At 60.4% G+C, this 19,720-nt stretch carries 21 protein-coding genes and 1 riboswitch; of the genes, 9 read left to right on the top strand and 12 right to left on the bottom strand.

Translation table 11 applies throughout. From position 1 onward, the window contains the following. Positions 1-68: 68 nt before the first annotated feature. The 5 genes from SRB521_RS04060 to SRB521_RS04040 form a co-directional block, all read right to left on the bottom strand. Entirely contained in the window at positions 69-1,064 is a 996-nt protein-coding gene (locus tag SRB521_RS04060; RefSeq protein ID WP_116722240.1) for an ABC transporter ATP-binding protein, read from the bottom strand. After that, entirely contained in the window at positions 1,057-2,046 is a 990-nt protein-coding gene (locus SRB521_RS04055; RefSeq protein ID WP_116722239.1) for an ABC transporter ATP-binding protein, read from the bottom strand. Before SRB521_RS04055 ends, SRB521_RS04060 begins: the two co-directional genes overlap by 8 nt. 14 nt (positions 2,047-2,060) lie before the next feature. Then, entirely contained in the window at positions 2,061-2,978 is a 918-nt protein-coding gene (locus SRB521_RS04050) for an ABC transporter permease (protein WP_242848521.1), read from the bottom strand. 6 nt (positions 2,979-2,984) lie between these two features. Continuing rightward, the gene (locus SRB521_RS04045; RefSeq protein ID WP_033118717.1) at positions 2,985-3,950 is read right to left on the bottom strand and encodes an ABC transporter permease; all 966 of its coding nucleotides are present in this window, start codon (positions 3,948-3,950) and stop codon (positions 2,985-2,987) included. A gap of 105 nt (positions 3,951-4,055) precedes the next feature. Beyond that, positions 4,056-5,678, bottom strand: a complete 1,623-nt coding sequence (locus SRB521_RS04040; protein ID WP_033118718.1) for an ABC transporter substrate-binding protein — start codon at positions 5,676-5,678, stop codon at positions 4,056-4,058. A 234-nt stretch (positions 5,679-5,912) separates the two neighbouring features. On the opposite strand from SRB521_RS04040, the gene SRB521_RS04035 reads away from it, so the two are divergent. The 4 genes from SRB521_RS04035 to SRB521_RS04020 all read left to right on the top strand — a co-directional run bounded on the left by SRB521_RS04035 (position 5,913) and on the right by SRB521_RS04020 (position 8,977). Then, positions 5,913-6,713: a M55 family metallopeptidase gene (locus SRB521_RS04035; RefSeq protein WP_075704368.1), complete on the top strand. Its 801-nt coding sequence runs from the start codon at positions 5,913-5,915 to the stop codon at positions 6,711-6,713. An 18-nt stretch (positions 6,714-6,731) separates the two neighbouring features. Next, positions 6,732-7,745 (top strand): asparaginase, encoded by a 1,014-nt coding sequence (locus tag SRB521_RS04030; RefSeq protein ID WP_116722238.1) that lies wholly within the window; start codon positions 6,732-6,734, stop codon positions 7,743-7,745. 140 nt (positions 7,746-7,885) lie between these two features. Next, on the top strand, positions 7,886-8,266 hold the full coding sequence (locus tag SRB521_RS04025) for a RidA family protein (RefSeq protein ID WP_075704370.1): 381 nt from the start codon (positions 7,886-7,888) through the stop codon (positions 8,264-8,266). A 100-nt stretch (positions 8,267-8,366) separates the two neighbouring features. Next, positions 8,367-8,550, top strand: a riboswitch (cobalamin riboswitch). Between the two features lie 115 nt (positions 8,551-8,665). Continuing rightward, positions 8,666-8,977, top strand: a complete 312-nt coding sequence (locus SRB521_RS04020) for a cysteine-rich small domain-containing protein (RefSeq protein WP_033118347.1) — start codon at positions 8,666-8,668, stop codon at positions 8,975-8,977. A gap of 102 nt (positions 8,978-9,079) precedes the next feature. Here the strand turns inward: SRB521_RS04020 and SRB521_RS04015 are convergent, their stop codons facing one another. Both SRB521_RS04015 and dpsA read right to left on the bottom strand, forming a co-directional pair. Further along, positions 9,080-9,679 (bottom strand): dipicolinate synthase subunit B, encoded by a 600-nt coding sequence (locus SRB521_RS04015; RefSeq protein ID WP_075704371.1) that lies wholly within the window; start codon positions 9,677-9,679, stop codon positions 9,080-9,082. 2 nt (positions 9,680-9,681) lie between these two features. After that, positions 9,682-10,548, bottom strand: coding sequence for a dipicolinate synthase subunit DpsA (gene dpsA / locus SRB521_RS04010; protein ID WP_075704372.1), 867 nt, complete (start codon positions 10,546-10,548; stop codon positions 9,682-9,684). Between the two features lie 126 nt (positions 10,549-10,674). On the opposite strand from dpsA, the gene SRB521_RS04005 reads away from it, so the two are divergent. Next, entirely contained in the window at positions 10,675-11,469 is a 795-nt protein-coding gene (locus SRB521_RS04005; RefSeq protein ID WP_058118175.1) for a TIGR04255 family protein, read from the top strand. 222 nt (positions 11,470-11,691) lie between these two features. Here SRB521_RS04005 and SRB521_RS04000 read toward each other — a convergent pair whose 3' ends face one another. Together SRB521_RS04000 and SRB521_RS03995 are read right to left on the bottom strand one after the other, a co-directional pair. Continuing rightward, a complete protein-coding gene (locus SRB521_RS04000) occupies positions 11,692-12,456 on the bottom strand; it encodes an IclR family transcriptional regulator (protein WP_033118343.1) in 765 nt (254 codons plus the stop codon). 97 nt (positions 12,457-12,553) lie between these two features. After that, positions 12,554-12,781, bottom strand: a complete 228-nt coding sequence (locus SRB521_RS03995; RefSeq protein WP_075704373.1) for a hypothetical protein — start codon at positions 12,779-12,781, stop codon at positions 12,554-12,556. Between the two features lie 333 nt (positions 12,782-13,114). Here SRB521_RS03995 and SRB521_RS03990 point away from each other — a divergent pair, with 333 nt between their 5' ends. Beyond that, the gene (locus SRB521_RS03990) at positions 13,115-14,557 is read left to right on the top strand and encodes a nicotinate phosphoribosyltransferase (protein ID WP_116722237.1); all 1,443 of its coding nucleotides are present in this window, start codon (positions 13,115-13,117) and stop codon (positions 14,555-14,557) included. A gap of 72 nt (positions 14,558-14,629) precedes the next feature. On the opposite strand, the gene SRB521_RS03985 is transcribed toward SRB521_RS03990, so the two are convergent. Beyond that, positions 14,630-14,953, bottom strand: a complete 324-nt coding sequence (locus SRB521_RS03985; RefSeq protein ID WP_033118355.1) for a helix-turn-helix domain-containing protein — start codon at positions 14,951-14,953, stop codon at positions 14,630-14,632. Positions 14,954-15,115: 162 nt separating this feature from the next. On the opposite strand from SRB521_RS03985, the gene SRB521_RS03980 reads away from it, so the two are divergent. Continuing rightward, positions 15,116-15,355, top strand: a complete 240-nt coding sequence (locus SRB521_RS03980) for a hypothetical protein (protein ID WP_075704375.1) — start codon at positions 15,116-15,118, stop codon at positions 15,353-15,355. A gap of 33 nt (positions 15,356-15,388) precedes the next feature. Here the strand turns inward: SRB521_RS03980 and SRB521_RS03975 are convergent, their stop codons facing one another. Continuing rightward, positions 15,389-17,569 carry a DNA topoisomerase III gene (locus SRB521_RS03975; RefSeq protein WP_116722236.1) on the bottom strand — a complete coding sequence of 727 codons (2,181 nt, stop codon included), beginning with the start codon at positions 17,567-17,569 and terminating at the stop codon, positions 15,389-15,391. A gap of 367 nt (positions 17,570-17,936) precedes the next feature. Between SRB521_RS03975 and SRB521_RS03970 the strand changes: the two genes are divergently transcribed. Then, on the top strand, positions 17,937-18,554 hold the full coding sequence (locus SRB521_RS03970; RefSeq protein WP_075704378.1) for a GNAT family N-acetyltransferase: 618 nt from the start codon (positions 17,937-17,939) through the stop codon (positions 18,552-18,554). On the opposite strand, the gene SRB521_RS03965 is transcribed toward SRB521_RS03970, so the two are convergent. Next, positions 18,514-18,975 carry a zinc ribbon domain-containing protein gene (locus tag SRB521_RS03965; protein WP_116722234.1) on the bottom strand — a complete coding sequence of 154 codons (462 nt, stop codon included), beginning with the start codon at positions 18,973-18,975 and terminating at the stop codon, positions 18,514-18,516. The two genes, SRB521_RS03970 and SRB521_RS03965, sit on opposite strands and share 41 nt — an antisense overlap. A 366-nt stretch (positions 18,976-19,341) precedes the next feature. Here SRB521_RS03965 and SRB521_RS03960 point away from each other — a divergent pair, with 366 nt between their 5' ends. Beyond that, positions 19,342-19,560: a hypothetical protein gene (locus SRB521_RS03960; RefSeq protein WP_075704381.1), complete on the top strand. Its 219-nt coding sequence runs from the start codon at positions 19,342-19,344 to the stop codon at positions 19,558-19,560. Positions 19,561-19,720 lie beyond the last annotated feature (160 nt).

The raw sequence follows: 19,720 nt of genomic DNA, 5'->3' as shown, positions 1-19,720 counted from the left end.
GAGGGGGCGGCATGGCCGCCCCCGCAAGGGTGCGCGGGTTGGTCCGCCCGCGCCGGATCCCCTTGTTTTTACAGCAGGTGGCAGGCGGCGAAGTGGCCGGGCTCCACCTCTTTGAGTTCCGGGACCTTCCGAGCGCAGTCCGGGCAGGCCATGGGGCAGCGATCGTGGAAAAGACAGCCGGAGGGCAGGTGGATGGGACTGGGGATCTCCCCACGCAGCTCCTGAGATTCGGCGATGTTGTTCTCGTCAATGGTAGGAGCTGCGGAAAAGAGCGCCTTGGTATAGGGGTGGACCGGGTTGCGGAAGAGGGTCTTCTTGGGCGCCCGCTCCACGATGGAGCCCAGATACATGACGCCCAGACTGTCGCTGATATGCTTGACCACGCTCAGGTCGTGGGCGATAAACAGATAGGAGAAGTGGAATTCGTCCTTCAGATCCATGAGAATGTTCAAAATCTGGGCCTGGATGGACACGTCCAGGGCGGATACCGGCTCGTCGGCGATGATGAACTTGGGCTCCACCGCCAAAGCCCGGGCGATGCCGATGCGTTGGCGCTGGCCGCCGGAGAACTGATGGGGGTAGCGATTGGCCTGCTCGGAACTGAGGCCTACCCTCTCCAGCAGGTTGACCGCCTTCTCCTCCGCCTCCGCTTTTCTGGTACACAGCTTGTGGAAAAGCATCGGCTCGGTGAGGATCTCCATGACCTTCTGGCGTGGGTTGAGGGAGGCATAGGGGTCCTGGAAGATCATCTGCATCTCCCGGCGGACGGGGCGCATCTCCTGGGGCTTGAGGCGGGTGATGTCACGCCCGTCAAACGTGATCTTGCCCGCCTTTGGCTCGATGAGCTTGATGACCGTACGTGCCGTGGTGGATTTGCCGCATCCGGACTCGCCCACCAAGCTGAACACCTCGCCCTGCTCCACGTCGAAACTGACGTCGTTGACCGCGTGGACCACCTGATTCTCCAGAGAGAATCGTCCCTTTTTGAATTTTACCTTATCCAGAAAGTCCTTGGTGAGATTGAACTCCTGCACCAAGTGTTCCACCTGAAGGATCTTACTCATGGCTCCCACCTCCTGTCAGCGGAAAGTGGCAGGCCGCACAGTGGCCCGGACCCACTTCATGATTTTCAGGGGCCCTGGTGTGGCAGATATCCTGGCAGTATTTGCACCTGGGGGCAAAGTAGCACCCCTGGGGCAGGTCCAGCATGCTGGGAACCATGCCGGGGATGGACTCCAGCCGGTCCTGGTCCTCTCCCATCCGGGGGATGGAGTTGAGGAGTCCCACGGTATAGGGGTGGCTGGGGCGATGGATCACGTCGTCCCGGGAGCCGCTCTCCACGATCTTGCCGCAGTACATAACGATGATACGGTCCGCCATCTGAGAGACCACCGCCAGGTCGTGGGTAATGAGAATGAGGGCGGCGTCCTGCTCCTTCACCAGCTTGTCCATGAGCTTGAGGATCTGGGCCTGGATGGTCACGTCCAGGGCAGTGGTGGGCTCGTCGGCGATGATGAGTTTGGGGTTGGCCGCCAGGGCGATGGCGATGATGACCCGCTGACGCATACCGCCGGAAAACTGGTGGGGATAGGACTTGAGCCGGTCCTCCGGGTTGGGGATGCCCACCAGATGCAGCAGCTCCACACACCGCGCGTGTTTTTCCTGCTTGGACATCTGCTTCTGGTGGAGATCCAGCATCTCGGTGATCTGTTTTTCAATCGTATAGAGCGGATTCAGGGAGGTCATGGGGTCCTGGAATACCATGGAGATCTCCTTGCCCCTGATCTTCATCATTTCCTTTTCGCTCTTTTTGCTGATGTCCTCGCCCCGGAAGAGGATCTTGTCCGACTCCACCACGCCGGGCGGCTCGATCAGTTTGAGGATGGAAAAGCTGCTGACGGATTTGCCGCTGCCCGACTCGCCCACGATACCCAGCACCTGCCCCTCATCCAGGGAAAAGCTGACGCCGTCCACCGCCTTGACCACGCCCCGGAAGGTATGGAAATAGGTCCGCAGATTTTCCACCTGCAGCAGTGTTTCGCTCATCTCTCTCCTCCCCCTTACTTCAGCTTCGGGTTGAACTCATCGCGCAGGAAATCCCCCAAAAGATTGATCCCAAACACGATCAGCATGATGTAGATGCCCGGCAGCACCGCGATCCACCAGTATCCGCTGAACAGCACGTCGAAGCCGTTCTTGACCAGCATGCCCAAGGAGGGCTCCGTGACCGGGACACCCACGCCCAGAAAGCTCAGGGTGGCCTCAGCCAGAATGAGCCCGCCCACCTTCATGGTGGAGAGGACGATGATGGTGGTCATGACATTGGGCAGCACGTGCTTGGCGATAATAAGAAGATTGGGGATGCCGATGACCCTGGCCGCATCCACATATTCCATCTGTTTCACCGTTAGCACTTCGGCCCGGACGGTGCGGATATATGTGACGCATCCAATAATAGTAAAAACCACTAGTAATTTGCTCACGCCCCGCCCGAACATGGTCATGATGAAAAGGGCCACCAGGATATCCGGGAAAGAGAGCAGGATATCTGCCAGGCGCATGATGAGGGCGTCCACCTTCCCGCCGAAGTAGCCCGAGATGAGCCCCAGGGTGATGCCCACCGCACAGGCCAGCAGAGTCCCCACCACGCCGATGAAGAGGGAGATGCGGCTTCCATAGATGAGGGAGCTGAAGATATCACGCCCCTGACTGTCGGTGCCAAAAATGAAATGAGGCTCGCCCCCCTCCTGCCACATAGGAGGCTTGTAGGAGTCGGTAAGGGAGAGAGAGCCCACATCGTAAGGGTTCTGGGGGGCAAACAGCGGCCCGCAAAGGGCGATGAACAGTACCAGCACCACGATTACCGTGCCGATGATGGCGGAGGGACTGCGCTTGTAGTTGTGGAAGAACTCGGACTCAGCAGCGCGCTGGAGCCAGCTCTTGTCGGGGGCTGTGCTCTTTTTTTCCATTTCACTCATAGCGCATCACCTGAATTCGATTCTCGGGTCGATGACCGTATAGAGGAGGTCGACCACAAAGTTGATGAACACAAACAGCACGGTGGTGAGGATCAGATAGGCCACGATGACTGGCCGGTCCACCGAGTTGATGGAGTCGATGAGGAGCTTGCCGAGGCCCGGCCAGGAGTAGATGGTCTCAGTCACCGTTGTAAAGGCGATGAGCGAGCCGATCTCCATGCCGAACACCGTGATGACCGGGATCAGGGCATTTTTCAGGGCGTGACCGAAAAGGACCTTTCGGGTGGACACGCCCTTGGCACGGGCGAATTTGATGTAGTCCTGCCGCATGTTCTCCATCACACCGGCCCGGGTGAGCCGTACCAGGGAGGCTATGTTGGTCACAGACAGCGTAAGGGCGGGCAGGATGATGTATTTGAGCCCGCCGGGCACAAACAGGCTGAACTTCATTCCCAGGAAGGTCGCCGTTGCCCCCCGTCCGGAGGAGGGGAACCAGTGCAGGTGCAGGGAGAAGATGTAGATCAGCATGATGCCGATGAAGAAGGAGGGCAGGGAAATGCCCAGAATGGACCCGCCCATCACCAGCGTACTGGATTTCCGTTTTGGAAAGGCCCCCGCATATACGCCCAGCGGGATGGAAATCACGAGGGCCAGCACCACCGATACGAAAACCAGCTCCAGCGTAGCGGGTGCCCGCTGGGCAATCAGGGAGAGTACATCCTCCTTGTAGATGTAGGACTTGCCGAAATCTCCCTTGAGCGCATTGGTAACAAAGATCGCATACTGCTCCAGAATGGGCTTGTTGAGCCCCAGTTCTTCCCGGACCTGATCCCGGACCTCGGGCGGAGCCTTGGGGGAGACCAGCATATTGACGGGATCGCCGATGAAGTTGGCCAGAACGAACACCAGGATGGACACGATGAAAAGGGTGACCACCATCTGCGCCAGCCGTTTCAGGAAATACTTGAACACGGTAACACCTCATTTATGGGCTCTGCACCCCTGTTGGCGGGAGGTAGAAAGGGGGAGGAGAAAGGCACCCGTCCTCCTCCTCCCAGCGATGGTTCTTACGTTGTCTTAAAAGGTGAAATCCCAAGCCAGGATATGGTCGTCGGAGCGGGGGGTGTACTGCAGCCCGGCGCGCACGCCGAAGATATTATCCTTGAAGAACAAGGGCACATAGGCGGCCTCGTCCCGGGCGATCTGATCCACCTGCTCCACCAGGGCCGCGCGCTTGTCCTGGTCGGCCTCAACAGATGCTTCGTCCAGCAGCGCGTCCACCTCGGGATTGCTGTAGTGGCCCTTGTTGCCTTCGCCCATGCCGGGCTTGCCGTTATAAGTATAGAGCATGTCGTTAAAGATGACCATGCCCTCGCCGGAGCCGTCGCCCCAGCCGGCCATAAAGAAGGAGGACTGAAGATTCTCCGCATCCACCTTCTCATAGAAGGAGGCGCGGGGCAGAAGGTTCACCTCAGTGGTGATGCCCACCTTCTCCAGATAGCTGGCAATGGCCTGAGACACCTGGTCGGCGTTCATGTCGCTGTCGCTGCGGGCGTCGATGCGGAGATAGAAGCCGTCGGGATAGCCGGCCTCAGCGAGGAGCTGCTTGGCGAGCTCGGGATCATAGGCAGGACGCTCTGCATCCGGATTGTATCCCACGCAGATGCTGGGCATATAGGAGTTGGCCACAGTGGCATAGCCGTTCATTACGGTGTCGATGATGGTCTGGATGTCGATGGCATGATAGATGGCCTGGCGGACCTTTACGTTGAGGAGCGGATTGGGGTCGTCGGTGCCGGCGGAACCGTGCTCATTGAGGAGGTCAAAGCCCATATAGCTGCAGGAAAGGCTGGGGTTGGTGACCACCTGAATGTTGGCGTCGCTCTTCAGGCGATCCACGTCCATCACGGGGATGTTGGAGATGAAATCCACCTCGCCGTTAATCAGGGCGGTGGTGCGGGTGGCCGCGTTGGCTATGACGCGGAACTCTACGGTCTCCGCCTCGGGGAGCTCACCCCAGTAATCGTCGTTGCGGACCAGCTTGATGTAGGATTCCTTCACGTGCTCCTCCAGGCGATAGCGCCCGGTGCCCACGGGATTGGCGGCAATCTCTTCACTGGTGAGGCCCTCACAGGTCTCCTTGTCCAGCATCATGATATGGACCAGGCTGCCGGCAAACACAGGATAGGGGATCTTGGTCACCAACTGTACGGTGTAATCATCCACCTTCTTGACCTCTTGGAGGCGCATAAGGTACACCCCCATCTCCAAGGTGGGGTCGTTGAGGATCCGCTCAAAGCTGAATACCACATCATCGGCGTTAAAATCGTTTCCGTTGGAGAATTTCACGCCCTGGCGGAGCTTGAACTCCCAAGTCACGCCGTCCTCCAAGATGGTCCAGCTCTCAGCCAGACCGGGCTTTTTGGTAAGGTCGGCGTCGTAGTCCACCAGGGGATCGTACAGGTGAGACGCCATCTGCATCTCGGAGCTGCTGTCCTTTGCCGCAGGGTCCAGAGAGATGACATCGTTCAGTACCGCAATGGTCAGACTTTTTCCGCCCTCCTCGGCGGGGGCGCTGGTCTCTCCTCCGGGCGCGGGAGTGGAGGCGCTCTGGCTGGGTTCGTCCGCCGTACAGCCGGACAAGGCTACAGACAGACACATGGCTGCGGACAGGATCAGGGCAAGTGTTCTCTTTTTCATATCTGTTTCCTCCTTCTAAAACCTTCTTATTAGAACCTGCGCCTTTGCAAGCAAAATAAGAGCGATGCCGGACATAACCGCATAAACATAAAATTTAATTTCCATATTTACTTTTTCATTTCAATGTAATAAAATCATAGCAGTTGGAAAATAAATTGTCAACATGATATTTATTTAATGCCCTTATTTTTTGTCGAATCCCTACACTTACTATCATCACAGGAGGGAGCATGCATGAAATTTTACGTGCTGTGTGACATCGAGGGCGTGGCTTCTCTGTCCTGCTGGGACGAGGCCCGCTCAGCCAACAGTTGTTATGCGCCTATGGCCCGGGAAATGACTTTGGAGGCCGCCGCCGCGGCCCGCGGCCTCTTCTCCGCCGGGGCTGACGAGGTCATAATAGAGGATGGGCACGGGGACGGCTGCAACATCGACTGCGCTCTGCTCCCCAAGGGTGCCCGGCTCCTTCGGGGCGTGACCCACGATATCGTGGGCCTTACCGGTATCTTCGACGAGAGTTACGACGGTATGCTGATGGTGGGCTTTCACGATGCCGCCTCGGCCTCCGGCAACCCCACTTCCCATACCATGGTGAGCTCCCGCATTTTCCGGCTCATGGTCAACGGGGCCCTGTGGGGAGAATTCGAGGTCTCCGCCCATGCTGCCGCTTATCGGGGCGTCCCCACCCTGTTTGCCAGCGGCGACGAAGGCCTGTGCGCAGCGGCGGCGCGCGCCGTGCCCGGCATCCTCACCGTGCCCACCAAGTCCGGCCATGGCTATGGTGTCCTTACAAAGACCCCGGAACTCGTTCAGGAGGAGATCGAAGGCATGGCGGCCCGGGCTGTGGCGGCCGCAAAGACCGCCAAGCCCCCGGTCCTTCCCGATCACTTCCATGTGGAGGTCACCTATCTGCACCATTATGACGCCTATGGGAGCTCCCACTACCCCGGCGCCAGCCTCCTCTCTCCCACCACTGTGGCCTTCGATGCCGACGATTACGGCGAAGTACTTCGCTTTTTCTACTTTGTAATTTGAGAAACGGGGGCACGCGCTATGGCTGATATCGCCTATCAATACCGCGGGGAACTGGTGGACCAGGTCCACGGGGGCCACATTGCGGTAACAGACCACACGGGCCGGCTTCTCTGGAAGCTGGGTGACCCGGAGCGCCTCACCTTTGCCCGTTCCTCCGCCAAGCCCATCCAAGCCGTCCCCGTGGCGGAGAGCGGCGCGCTGGAGCACTACGGCATCACCCAGCGGGAGCTGGCTGTCATCTGTGCCTCCCACAACGGAGAGCCCTTTCACATCGAGGCTGTGGAGAGTATTCTCCGGAAGGCGGGACTCTCCCCCAGCGACCTGCACTGCGGGGCGGAATATCCTATGTACGTCCCGGCCGAGGATGCCCTGAAGCTCGCCGGCGTCCCCCGGGCCCCCATCTACTGCGACTGCTCCGGAAAACACGCCGGTATGCTCATCACCGCCCGTCATCTGGGGGAGCCCTTGGAAAACTATATTTCTCCGGACCACCCTGTCCAGCGGCGTATCCTCTCGGTGTTTGCCGACATGTGCGGCGTGGAGGAATCGGAAGTCCGGCTGGCTGTGGACGGCTGCGGCGTCCCTGTCCACGCCCTGCCCCTTTCCCGCCTGGCCCAGGGGTACGCCCGCATGTCCCTCCCCTCGCTCTTTGCCCCAGCCCGGGCCGCCGCCGTACGCCGCGTCACCTCCGCCATGACCGCTCACCCGGAAATGGTGGCGGGTTCCGAACGGATCTGTACCCAACTGATGGCCGCCTTTGGGGAACGGCTCTTCTGCAAATCGGGTGCCAGCGCCTTCTATGCCGTGGGCCTCAGGGACAGGGGGATCGGCATCGCTCTCAAAATGGAAGACGGCGCCTCCTCCATCGTCCCCTATGCTATCCTATCGGTCCTCACCCAGCTCGGGGTCATCACGCCGGAGGAGGCCTGTTCTCTGCCCAGCTTTCAGGACAGAAACCTCTACAACAATCACCACGCTGTTGTAGGCCGTACCGAACTGGTCTTCCGGCTGGAACCGTGCGGCATCGCCTGACCGTCGCACGCGCCATTTGGGGTGGGGGTAGTTTTCCGGCCGCGCTGAAGCCGGAAAAATACTTGCTCATTTCTTCCTGCGCTGTTATACTGAAAGTAAATCATGCGTTCAGAAAATTTTTTTGAAAAGAGGTCGTACTCATGAGTGTTCAGTACATCCACACCGACAATGCCCCCCAGGCCATCGGGCCCTATTCTCAGGCCGTGAAGGCCAACGGCTTCCTCTATATTTCCGGTCAGATCCCTGTCGACCCGGCCACCGGCTCGGTGGTGGAGGCCAGCTACTCCGTCCAGACCAAGCAGTCCATGGCCAATCTCGCCGCCATCCTCAAGGAGGCGGACCTCACCTTTGCCGACGTGGTAAAGACCACCATCTTCCTTACCGATATGGCCCATTTCCCCGAGGTCAACGAGGCCTATGCCGCCTTTTTCGAGGGCCCCTGCCCCGCCCGCGCCTGCGTGGAGGTGAGCCGCCTTCCCAAGGACGTGCTGGTGGAGATCGAGCTGGTCGCAGCCTGCTGACACCCCCTGATTCTCAAGAGTCTGAGCATAGTTTCCATGCTCAGACTCTTTTCTCCCCTTGACATAGGGCGGGATTCAGGGTATGCTGTTAGGGACAATTAAATCCGACTGGTACGCAGGCGCCCATTTCGGGCAGACAAAGGGAAGCCGGGTGAGAATCCCGCACAAAGCCGTTGCTGTATAGGCGGAGCGGACCCCCACAGCGCCACTGGAGGCAACTCCGGGAAGGCGGGGACCGCGCTGGACGCCGAAGTCAGAATACCTGCCTGCGTATGACGCACATCCAAACCTCTCCGAGCCTGAGAGGGTGCTACTACGCCTGCCTTTCAGCGCGTATCGCTGCGCCCTCCGGGACGCAGCTTTTTATTTTTGGTGAAGACCGGGAAAGGAGCTTTAGCTATGTCCGATGAAACCAAGACCCAGGAGCCTTACTGGAAGGGCAAGGGGTATTCTTTCTTCTGTAACCGGGCGTGCGAATATTTCCCCTGCCACCCCACCGACGACCCGGAGAATTTCAACTGTCTGTTCTGCTACTGCCCTCTCTACGCCCTGGGACCCGACTGCGGGGGAAATTTCTCCTATACCGAGAGCGGTGTGAAAGACTGTACCCGCTGTACTCTTCCCCACCGGCGGGACAATTACGGGTACATCACCTCCAAGTTTCAGGAAATTGCCCGCCGCATGGCGGAGTCGCGCAGACGCGGCGTCTGATCCTGCCCCTTTTACGGGAAGGGGAATCCATCCTATCTTTTCCATTCCCTTTGACGAAAGAATACCCCCGGCGGCAACAGCCGCCGGGGGTATTCTCATGCTTCATCCATGCGCCGGTTCTTCGGCGGGTCCCAACAGCAGGGGCTGGAGCTGCCGGCCCTCCAGGGCGGCGTCCACAGCGGCATTGATCTGGGTAAAATCCGCCACCAGAGAGGTGGGTTTTTTTACTGGGTCATCCTGCCGGTAGGGGACAAAGTAGACGTTCTTCTTGTCCAGAAGCGCCGCAATGTTTTTGGCCGAGCCGCTCAGGCCGTCGTTGGTGGACACGGCGAGGACCACGGGACGCCCGTTCCGCCACATGGCTTTGGCCGCCATCGTCACCGACGTATCGCTGAAGCCGTTTGCCAACCGCGCCAGCGTGCTCCCCGTACAGGGGGCGATGACCAGCACATCCAGCAGCTTTTGGGGGCCGATGGGCTCTGCCTTCTGGATGGAGTCGATGACCCGCCTGTCGCAAATGCGCTCCATCTCCCGCATGAACTCGTGGGCCGCGCCGAAGCGTGTGTCCGTATCGGCGCTTTTCTCCGAGATGATAGGCGTGACCGCTCCATATCTGGCCTTTGCCCGTTCCAGCGCCGGCATCACCTGATCATATGTACAAAATGAGCCGCAGAAAGCGAACCCCACACGTACCTGTTCCATGCTCAGACTCCTAACTCATTCCATATATTATAGATCGTGTCACGGATAATCTTTCCAGAGGTCACTGGGGCCACCTTGCCCGGCAGGGAAAGGGCCCAAATCGCCCTAACCCCCTGCCGCACCGCCGCCTCAAAATCCACTCCCCCCGGCTTGGATGCAAGATCGATGACCAGGCAGCCGGGGCGCAGATCGGCCAGGCGCTCCGCGTCCAGGACCCGTACCGGGACGGTGTTCACCACCAGATCATAGCCGCACAGATAGCCGTCCAGGCGTTCGATCTGCTCGGCCCCATACCCGTATGCCTCGGCCCAGGCGAGGTCGGCCCACTTCCGGGCCGCCACGCTGACCCGGGCGCCCAGGGCGTTCAGCCGGTGCGCCAACAGCTTGCCCAGCCGGCCGAAACCCAGGACCAGGACCCGGGCGCCGTGGATGGTGACGGGCAGCTCTTCCATGGCGATTTGAATCGCTCCCTCCGCAGTAGGCACCGCGTTGGCGACCGCCAGCTCTTCTCTGGTAAAGTAGTCCACCAGGCGCAACCCCCGCTCTTTCGCCTGGTCCAGAAGTTCCCGGCCCACCTTGCCGGCACAGACCACCTGACTTGGGCGCAGCGCGTCCAGCACCTGGGTCAGGGGCGGCCGCTCCTGAGAGAGCGGAGCGTTGAGGCGTCCGCCCTCCCCCGCAGCCGGGAGGGGGAGGATCACGCAGTCTGCGAGGGCCGCCTCCCCTAGGTCGGGCGCCCGCACCGGCCCTTTCTCCGTCCCCTCCAGCGCCCAGGTATGTACCGTATGTCCGTCGTCGAAGAGCAGCTCCGCCAGTTTTGCCTGGCGCATATCGCCGCCTACCACCCAGACGTTTCGTTCATGTCTCATGGCACTCTCCTCCGTTTTTCGTCTGCACCATCCTATTCTCTCCGCCTCAAAGGGTGACGGTCCGTTGACATGCGAAGCCGGGACGGGTAAAATAGAGAGAAATCGGAATGAAAGGAGCAGTGTGTCATGCTGTTTTCGGAATACGCCCGCTACCAATATGTCCGCAGTCCCCTGGTGGAGGTCATCTGCCAGCTTCGGTTTCCCGCCATCCTCACCATCAACACCAAGGAGCCCGCCGAGTTCCAGGAGGCCGTCCGCCACGACTTTCCCCGCTATGCGGCCCGGAAGGAGCAGCTCCCCCCCAAGGTGACGGGGCTGGGCACCCCCAATCCCAAGCTGGAGCAGCAGCCCGCTGTCGTCAACCACAGCTTTGTCTCTGCCGACGGCCTGTGGAAAATCAATCTCACCAAGGACTTCATCGCGCTGTCCACCCTCCGGTACACCCAGTGGGAGGACTTTGCCCTCCGGCTGGACAAGCCTCTGGCGCAGTTCATTCAGGTGTACGAGCCCGCCTTCTTCGAGCGCGTGGGGCTGCGGTATGTAAACGCGGTCTCCCGGAAGGCCCTGGGGCTCACCGACCTGCTGTGGGACGATCTGATCCGTTCCCCTTACCTGGGCATCCTAGGGGAGCCGGATGTGGATGAGAGCAAGGTCGGCAAGTCCGCCATGGACACAGAGCTGACCCTGGAGGGGGGCGTCCGCATGAAGATCCACGCCGGGCCCGGCCTGCTGGGCGGCGGCAAGAAGGACCCAGAGCCCAAGTTTATCCTGGACGGGGATTTCTCCCTTCCAGGCAGCACCGCCGCCGACAAGGTGCCCCAGCTTCTGGGTGACCTGCACCAGTACGCCGTACGCTTTTTCCACGGCGCCATCACCCCGGAGCTCCATGAGGCCATGGGGCCTCTCCCCGTTCTGGAATAGCCGCAAAAAAGCGCCGCCCGCTCCCCGATGGGAGTGGGCGGCGCTCTGTCTGTCGAAAAACCTGCGCCGGCAGGCGTTTGGCGAGCCGAGCGAGGGCTTTCCCAGGGTAGAGTCCCGGGAAAGCAACAGCATTGGAAAGGCTGTCGAAACAGTCCAAATGGACTGTTTCGACAGCCTGAAGCGCCGCATGCATTTTCTCCCGGGGATGCCGCCCGGCGCACCCTAAAAGCGGGCGGCGATCTCCCGGGCGATGCGCTTGACCGCCTCCACCCGCTCATCCAGGTCTCCGGAGAGCATCCGGCTGGTAGGTCCGGATAGACTGATGGCCGCCAGCGCCGTGCCGTCCTCCCGCAGAATGGGGACGCCGATACAGGTAAGGCCGTGCTCCATCTCATCCCGGTCCATGGCATAGCCCTGCCGGCGCACCTGTTCCAGCTCCGCACGTAGTTCTGTTGCGGAGGTGATGGTCCGGTCCGTGTAGGCGTGCAGCGGACGCTTTTCATAGACGGACAGATCAATGTTCCGTCCAAAGGCCAGCAGACACTTGCCTCCCGATGTGGAATGGCACTCCACGCTGGCGCCCACCGGCAGGTTCACCGTCAGCATCTGGTGCCCCCCCTCCTCTTTGAGTACGATCACACTGCGGTACACCTCGTCGTGGTCCCGCTCCAGGATGGCCACATTCACCGTCTCGTGGTAGGCCTCATACAGCTTTCGGGCAGAGGGACGGACCACCTCCTGGATGCCCAGGTGGTTCTCCACGCTTTTGCCCAGGCTGAACAGCCGGTTCCCCAGCCAATACCTGTCGGTATCCGGATTTTTCCGCACGAAGCCTCTCGCCTCCAGCGTGGCCAGCGTCCGATAGATCGTGCTCTTGTACACGCCCATATCCGAGGCCATCTTGGTGATGCTGGTCTCCTGGTCCGCCGCTTCCAGATAGATCAGGACCTCCAGGGCCCGGTCCACCGATTGAATCGTTTCCGCCATCCCGCGCGCCGCCTTTCCGCATGGATATCCCTTCGTTTTCCATTTAACTACACTTCAGGCGGAGTGTCAAGATGTTCCGCAGGCTGAAACACCCTTTTTACGGAGCAAACGGGATGGTGAGGTCTCCAACGGTGACGGAGGTGATCTGATCCGTATCGAAGAAGACTCTCCCGCCATCTGCGTTTCGGGCCACAAAGGAAATCGTAAATACGCCCTCCCCCTGTCGCTGAGGCCGCTGAACAGCGTGTCCACTTCGTTCCCGTCCTTTCTTGAGGCCCTCCTCTCCCCCGCAGGGAAATCGCTGCTCCAGATTTGCCTTCTCCATGGGCCCGCCCCCCTTCTCCCCTGTTCTCCGGATCAATTGCTCCGTGCTCTGTTGTGAAAACCGGTCTTCACTCTTTATAACGCAGAGCAGGCAGGATTTGTGACCGGCTCTGTCCCTTTTCTCAGCCACCCGGCGCGCGGGTGCCCTGTCTTGACAGCTCCTTCTTGCATTTTTTACAGGTAGCGCATATAATAGTTGGGTGGACAAGCCACATGCACGGGACCCAGGGCGTCCGGCGCTTCCCGCCGGGCGTTCCGCCGTCTCCGCGCTTACGAAAAGGCCCTGGACATGCCGGAACTGCCGCCACGGGCCAGGAAAGGTGAATCATCTATCATGGGACACACCGACAACTATACCCTTCTCTGCGACTTTTACGAGCTCACCATGGGCAACGGCTACTTCCAAACCGGAATGGACCAGCAGATCTGCTACTTCGACGTCTTCTTCCGGGACGTACCGGACGGCGGCGGCTTTGCCATCGCCGCAGGCCTGGAGCAGATCATCGACTACATTCAGGATCTGCGCTTTTCTCCCGATGATGTGGATTTTCTGCGCGGAAAGGGCGTCTTTTCCGAAGCGTTTTTGCAGTATCTGCTGCATTTTCAGTTCACCGGTGACATCTGGGCGGTCCCCGAGGGCACGCCCATCTTCCCCGGGGAGCCCATCCTCACCGTCCGGGCCCCGGCCATTCAAGCCCAGTTTATCGAGACCTATGTACTGCTGATCCTCAACCATCAGTCTCTCATCGCCACCAAGTCCAACCGCATCGTGCGGGCGGCCCAGGGCCGCCCCGTCTCCGAGTTTGGCTCCCGCCGGGCCCAGGGGGCCGACGCCGCGGTGCTGGGGGCCCGCGCCTCCTATATCGCCGGGTGTGCCGGCACCGCCTGCACGCTGGCTGACCGGGTATACGGCACCCCTGCCGGCGGCACGATGGCTCACTCCTGGGTCCAGATGTTCCCCGACGAGTACACCGCCTTCAAGACCTACTGTGAGCTCTACCCCCACTCCGCCACTCTGCTGGTGGACACCTATAACGTCCTCAAGTCCGGCGTTCCCAACGCCATCCGCGCCTTTCAGGAGGTGCTGCTGCCCCAGGGCATCCACGATTTCGCCATCCGTCTGGACTCCGGCGATCTCACCTACTTGTCCAAGAAGGCCCGCCGGATGCTGGACGCCGCCGGACTTAAAAGCTGCAAGATCGTGGCTTCCAATTCCCTGGACGAGTATATCATTCGGGACCTTCTGCTCCAGGGCGCCCAAATCGATTCCTTCGGTGTGGGCGAGCGGCTCATTACCTCCAAGTCCGAGCCGGTCTTCGGCGGGGTCTATAAGCTCTCCGCCATCGAGTCGAAGGACGGTACCATCCTCCCCCGGATCAAGATCAGCGAAAACCCGGCCAAGATCACAAATCCCCACTTTAAAAAGGTCTACCGTCTCTTTGAAAACGATACTGGCAAAGCCATCGCCGACCTCATCTGTGTCCACGACGAGGTGGTGGACCCCGCGCAGCCGCTGGAGCTCTTTGATCCGGAAGCCACCTGGAAGCGCAAGACCATTACGGATTTCACCGTACGAGAGCTACTGGTGCCCATCTTCCAGAGCGGCGAGCTGGTCTATCGTCAGCCCAGCATCGAGGAAATGCGCACCTGGTGCACCGGACAGATCGACACCCTCTGGGACGAGGTCAAGCGGTTTGAAAACCCACACAATTACTATGTGGACCTCTCCCAAAAGCTGTGGGACATCAAGCACAAGCTGCTGGCAAAGCGCGGCTGAGGCCGCGATAAAAACGCCCCCGCGCACCGATGCAGGCGCGCGGGGGCGTTTTCTCATGTGCCATGGCCCTCTTCAATAGTTCAAAATCAGGTCCGCCATCTCCATGAGCATGCTTTTTTGGCGGGCATTCATTTTTTGCAGCGTCTGGGCCACCTCCCGGTCCAGGTAAAGCGGCGAGCTGGCGGCAACGCCGGTGACCAGCTCTCCCAGATCACAACCCAGACTGGCGCCGATCTCCGACAGGGTGTCCAGATTCACCTTTGTGACCCCGCGCTCGATCTGGCTGATGTAGCCCACGGAAACCTGGAGCTGTTCGGCCAGCCACTCCTGGGTCCGCTTCTGTTCCCGCCGCCGCCCTTTGATCCGCTGTCCAATCGCAGCGTAGTCTACCGACATGTTCATCACCCATTTTTATTCTATCGATGACCCGGCTCAAGATACAGACAGCTTGTCATAAAAGTAGAGCGATCAGTGTTGTTTTTCTTTTCCTCCCATGCTATACTAAGCCTATCTGCCCGCTGGTGGTGAGATATCTCTCTGGGGAGGCCTGAGCGCGGAATGGATTTTCTGGACTACTTGACGGAACAGTTGGGCTGTGCCTATCTGTCCGACCTGCACTACATCTCCATAACACCGGAACAGGTCGAGACCATTCTGGCGCTGCCCAACGAGCCCTTCGGCCTGGAGGACTACCGGATGGCGATCGACTATCTGACCGGCAGATGTCCGGTGTTTTCAACGAAGGACGAAGCCCGCCGTGTGCTGGTGCAGGCATTCCTCCGCCACGGCCAAAGATAAAATGGGAGACCGGCGCGCCGGTCTCCCATTTTTTCATTTTTCCTGCTGCTCCAGCCACTTTTTGAGCTGCTCCGCCATGGCGGAGGTCCCCTTCTCCTCCCGCTGATTCTGTAGGAATCGCTGTACGTCCCGCTTTCCCGCGGCGCTGTGCGCATGCCGCTTCTTAAAGTCGGAGAGCCGTTCCCGATAACCGCACACACAGGCGAAGAGCTGCTTTTCCCCTTCGCCCCGAAGCTCCATCTTTTTGTGGCAGTTGGGGCAGCGGGCATTGGTGGTCCGGGTGACACTCCGCCGGTAGCCGCACTCCCGGTCCGGACACACCAGCATCTTTCCCCGCTTGCCCTGGACGGCCAGAAGGAACTTGCCGCAGTCCGGGCACTTCTCCCGGGTTACGTTGTCGTGGCGGTAGACGGCGTCGCTTGTCTTCACCTCTCCCACCAGCCGGGATGCATACCCGCGCATTTCGCTTACAAAGGCGCTCTCCCGCTCCAGGCCCCGCGCGATGTCCCCCAGCCGCTTCTCCCACCGGGCGGTGAGCTGGGCGGAGCGGAGGTCCGCCGGCGCCAGCTCCACCACCTGACGCCCCTTGGAGGTGGGGACCAGCTCCCTGCCCCGGCGCTCGATATAGAACGCAGAAAAAAGCTTCTCGATGATGTCCGCCCGGGTGGCGGGCGTCCCCAGGCCGCCGGTCTCTTCCAGGATCTTTCCCTGGGCCCGATCCATACCCTGGGTGGGCGGGTGCTCCATGGCCGTGAGCAGCGTGGCCTCCGTGTAGCGCTTGGGAGGTGCGGTCTTGCCCGTGCTCACCCTTGCGGAGAGCACCTCCACAGAGTCTCCCTGCCGCAGGGGAGGCAGGGATTGCTCCCGCTCCTCCCCCTCTTCCTCCTCGTCCTCTTCCAGGAGGAAGAGGACGTAGGCCGCGCGCCACCCCGGCTCCTTCATAATTTTTCCTCTGGCCGTAAAGGTCTCGCCGCCCACCGTGAGGGTGAGCCTGGTCTCCTCATATTCGCAGGGAGGCAGGAGCACCGCCAAAAATCGCCGGACCACCAGATCATAGATGTTCCGCTCCGGACCGGACAGACGGAAGAGCTCCGGCTGCTCCTCGGTGGGGAGGATGGCGTGGTGATCAGTGACCCTGGCGTTGTCGACCAGGAACCTGGTCTGAAGCGGCCGCTTCATGAGGATGGCCCGGGCCAGGTCCCGATATTCGTCCACCATGACGCTCTTGAGCCGCTCGGGAAGTGTGCTCACCACATCGTCGGAGATATACCGGGAGTCGGTGCGGGGATAGGTGAGCAGCTTGTGCCGCTCATACAGGGACTGCATCAGCGAGAGGGTCTCCTTGGCGGAGTAGGCGTATTTCCGGTTGGCGTCCCGCTGCAGCTCCGTAAGGTCATAGGCCGCCGGGGGCGGCGCCTGCCGGAGGGTCCGCTTCACCTCGCTGAGCACGCCATGCTTTCCCTGGAGGGCGGCGCAGAGGTGCTCCGCCCGTTCCCGGTCGAAGGTCCTGGTCTGTCCGTTCCGGTCCCGCCAGGTGGCCGTGAACCCCCGGCACTTCGCCTGCACGGTGAAATACTCCTGCGGGACAAAGCGCCTGATCTCCTCCTCCCGGTCCACAATCAGGGCCAGGGTAGGGGTCTGGACGCGCCCGGCGGAGAGCTGGGCCCCGTGCTTACAGGTGAGCGCCCGAGTGACGTTGAGCCCCACCAGCCAGTCGGCCTCGCTGCGGGCGCGGGCCGAGTGGAAAAGATCGTCATATTCTCCCGCAGGGCGCAGATGGGAAAAGCCGTCCCGGATGGCCTTGTCGGTCTGGGAGGATATCCACAGCCGCTTGGCGGGCTTGTTCCATCCCGCTTTCTCCATGATCCACCGGGCCACCAGTTCCCCCTCCCGGCCGGCATCGGTGGCGATGACCAGTTCCTGCACGTCCCCCCGGCGCATCAGGGCTTGGACCGCGCGGAACTGCCGCCCGGTCTCCTTGATAACCGCGGTCTTCATGTGCTCCGGCAACATGGGCAGGGTCAGCAGGTCCCATTTCTCCCAGGCCTTGTCGTAGGCCTCCGGAGGGGCCAGCTCCACCAAGTGGCCCAGGGCCCAGGTCACGATATACCGTTCCCCCTCCAGACAGCCCTCTCCCCCACGCCTGCATCCCAGTACGCGGGCGAGCTCCTTTCCTACCGACGGCTTTTCCGCCAGCACCAGCGTCTTTGCCATGCCAAAACTCCTTGCTTTTCCAGTTTGGCTCCATTATACTGGAAGAACAGGGAAAAAACAATCGCCTCCCTGTCACAAACGCCTTTCCCGAATCGATTCCTTTTATGAGAGTATTGGCTTTTATGGAGAAAGGAGTTCGTATGCTGGACCCCTCCGCAATGCAGCAGGCCAGGATGAACACAAATCTTCCCCTCTATGTAGGGACAGGCCGGGATGAGAAAAAGGCCCTCAAGCGGGCGAAGGAGGCTGAGCGCGCCTTCCGGACCGCCAAGGGCTACGAGCCCGATACTTTCTGGCGCCGGTTGAGGCGGAAGTTCCAGCGGGGATCGGCGTCTTTTTCGTCACACAGGAAGAAATGAGGAAACCGATGATGATTCGCAAAGCCACCGCCGCCGACCTGGACGGGGTCGCCGCCGTCTATGAAGCCGTACTGGACCGGGAAGAGCAGACCGGCTGCCATTGGACCAACTGGCAGCGCGGCGTCTACCCCTGCCGTGCCACCGCCGAGAGAGCTCTGGCGGACGGCACCCTCTATGTGGACGAGGTCAACGGCCACATTCTGGGCTGCGCCAACCTCAACCATGTCCAGCCGCCCGAGTACGGCTCCATTTCCTGGACAACCCAGGCAAAGCCCAAACAGGTCCTGGTCATCCACACCCTTTGCATCCGTCCCGAGTGCGCGGGCGGCGGCCGGGGCCGCCGATTCGTGGCCTTTGCTGAGGGCCTGGCCACCGGTCAGGGCTGTCGGGTCATCCGCCTTGACACCTATGAGGGCAATGCCCCTGCCGCTGCCTTTTATCCCAAATTGGGCTACCGGCTGGCCGGATCGGCGGAATTCTTTTTCGAAGGCTTTGCCCGGGAGAACCTGATCTGTTTTGAAAAGGAGCTCCGTGGCGGCGCGGCCCGGCCGGCGGTTTCCCGCCGGCCGGGCACGGCTGCGCCGGCTACGCCTTCCACCGCTTCAGCGTCGGCAGAAACTCCATAAGCTGCGCCCTTGCCTCCTGTTCCGTGAGCTGTAGTCCAACCACCTGGTTCCACTCGCTCAGATCCTGCAGATTGTGTTCGATCAGTTCTTCCATGGTGAGGTCCTGGGTGAACGCCCCGTGCTGGAAGCAGAAGGCGCAGTACTCTTCCGATCTGCTCCCATCCTTCCGGGTCCCTTTATCGCTGTCCATCACCAAGGACATGCCGCAGCTCTGGCAAAGTGCTGCCGGACGCCCCAGAAGGTAGTCTACAGACACATGAAAGAGCTCCGCGATCCGCCGTAACGTGTCCGTACTGGGGACGGTGTCTCCACTTTCCCACTTGGACACGGCCTGTCTTGTGACCAGCAACCTTTCGGCAAATGCATCTTGGGACAGCCCCGCATGTCTGCGCAGCTCCAATATCGCGTTCTTCGTCTCCATAGGTTTTCCCTCCTTTTATAGAGAGCTTACCACCGGAACGCAGGCGATGCAAGCAACTCCTGGTTGCCGTGAGGCCGAATATCGCGTTAAATTCCATCAGATCTTCCCCCCTCTCAAGTGAAACCGGCAATGCAGGCAAGCCAGGCAAAGCGCCTCCGGGGAACCCATACGGAAAAGAACGGGCGGGAGCCGTCCGGCCGCAACGGCTAGGGGGTTCCCGCCTTTTTGCCTGCGCTGCGCCTTGACGCGCTCCCTTTTTCTGATATTATAATACATTATCGTGCGCACGATTGCATTTTGCGTTATACTAGGGACATAAGGGAGAAAGTATCCATATTTCAATATCGCCTCAGGAAGGAGGAAAGCATGGCAGGAAAGACCGAATATAAAAACCATCGACAGAAAGAGAACGTTGATCGCATAAACCTCACAACGCAAAAGGGAAAGGAAGAAATTATCAAGGCCCATGCAGAGTCCCGCAGGGAGTCTGTGAACGGCTTTATCAACCGGGCGATAGACGAGACCATGGAACGGGATCAGGCCGCTTCCGGGACCGCCGGCGAGGCCATGCGGGACAAAAGCTGAGCCCCGGACGCCACGTGCGTTCGGGGCTTTTGGCAATGCTGATCCGAGCGGGCCTGCCGCGAACCTGAAAAAGGGCGCTGGGGCAAATGAAAAGGCAAGAGAGGCGGGAGCCGCCCGACCGTAACGGTCGGGCGGCTCCCGCTCGTTTTACCGGGCGAAT

Source organism: Intestinimonas butyriciproducens, from assembly GCF_004154955.1.
Classification (GTDB): Bacteria; Bacillota; Clostridia; order Oscillospirales; family Oscillospiraceae; genus Intestinimonas; species Intestinimonas butyriciproducens.
This window is presented reverse-complemented; position numbering and strand designations above follow the sequence as displayed.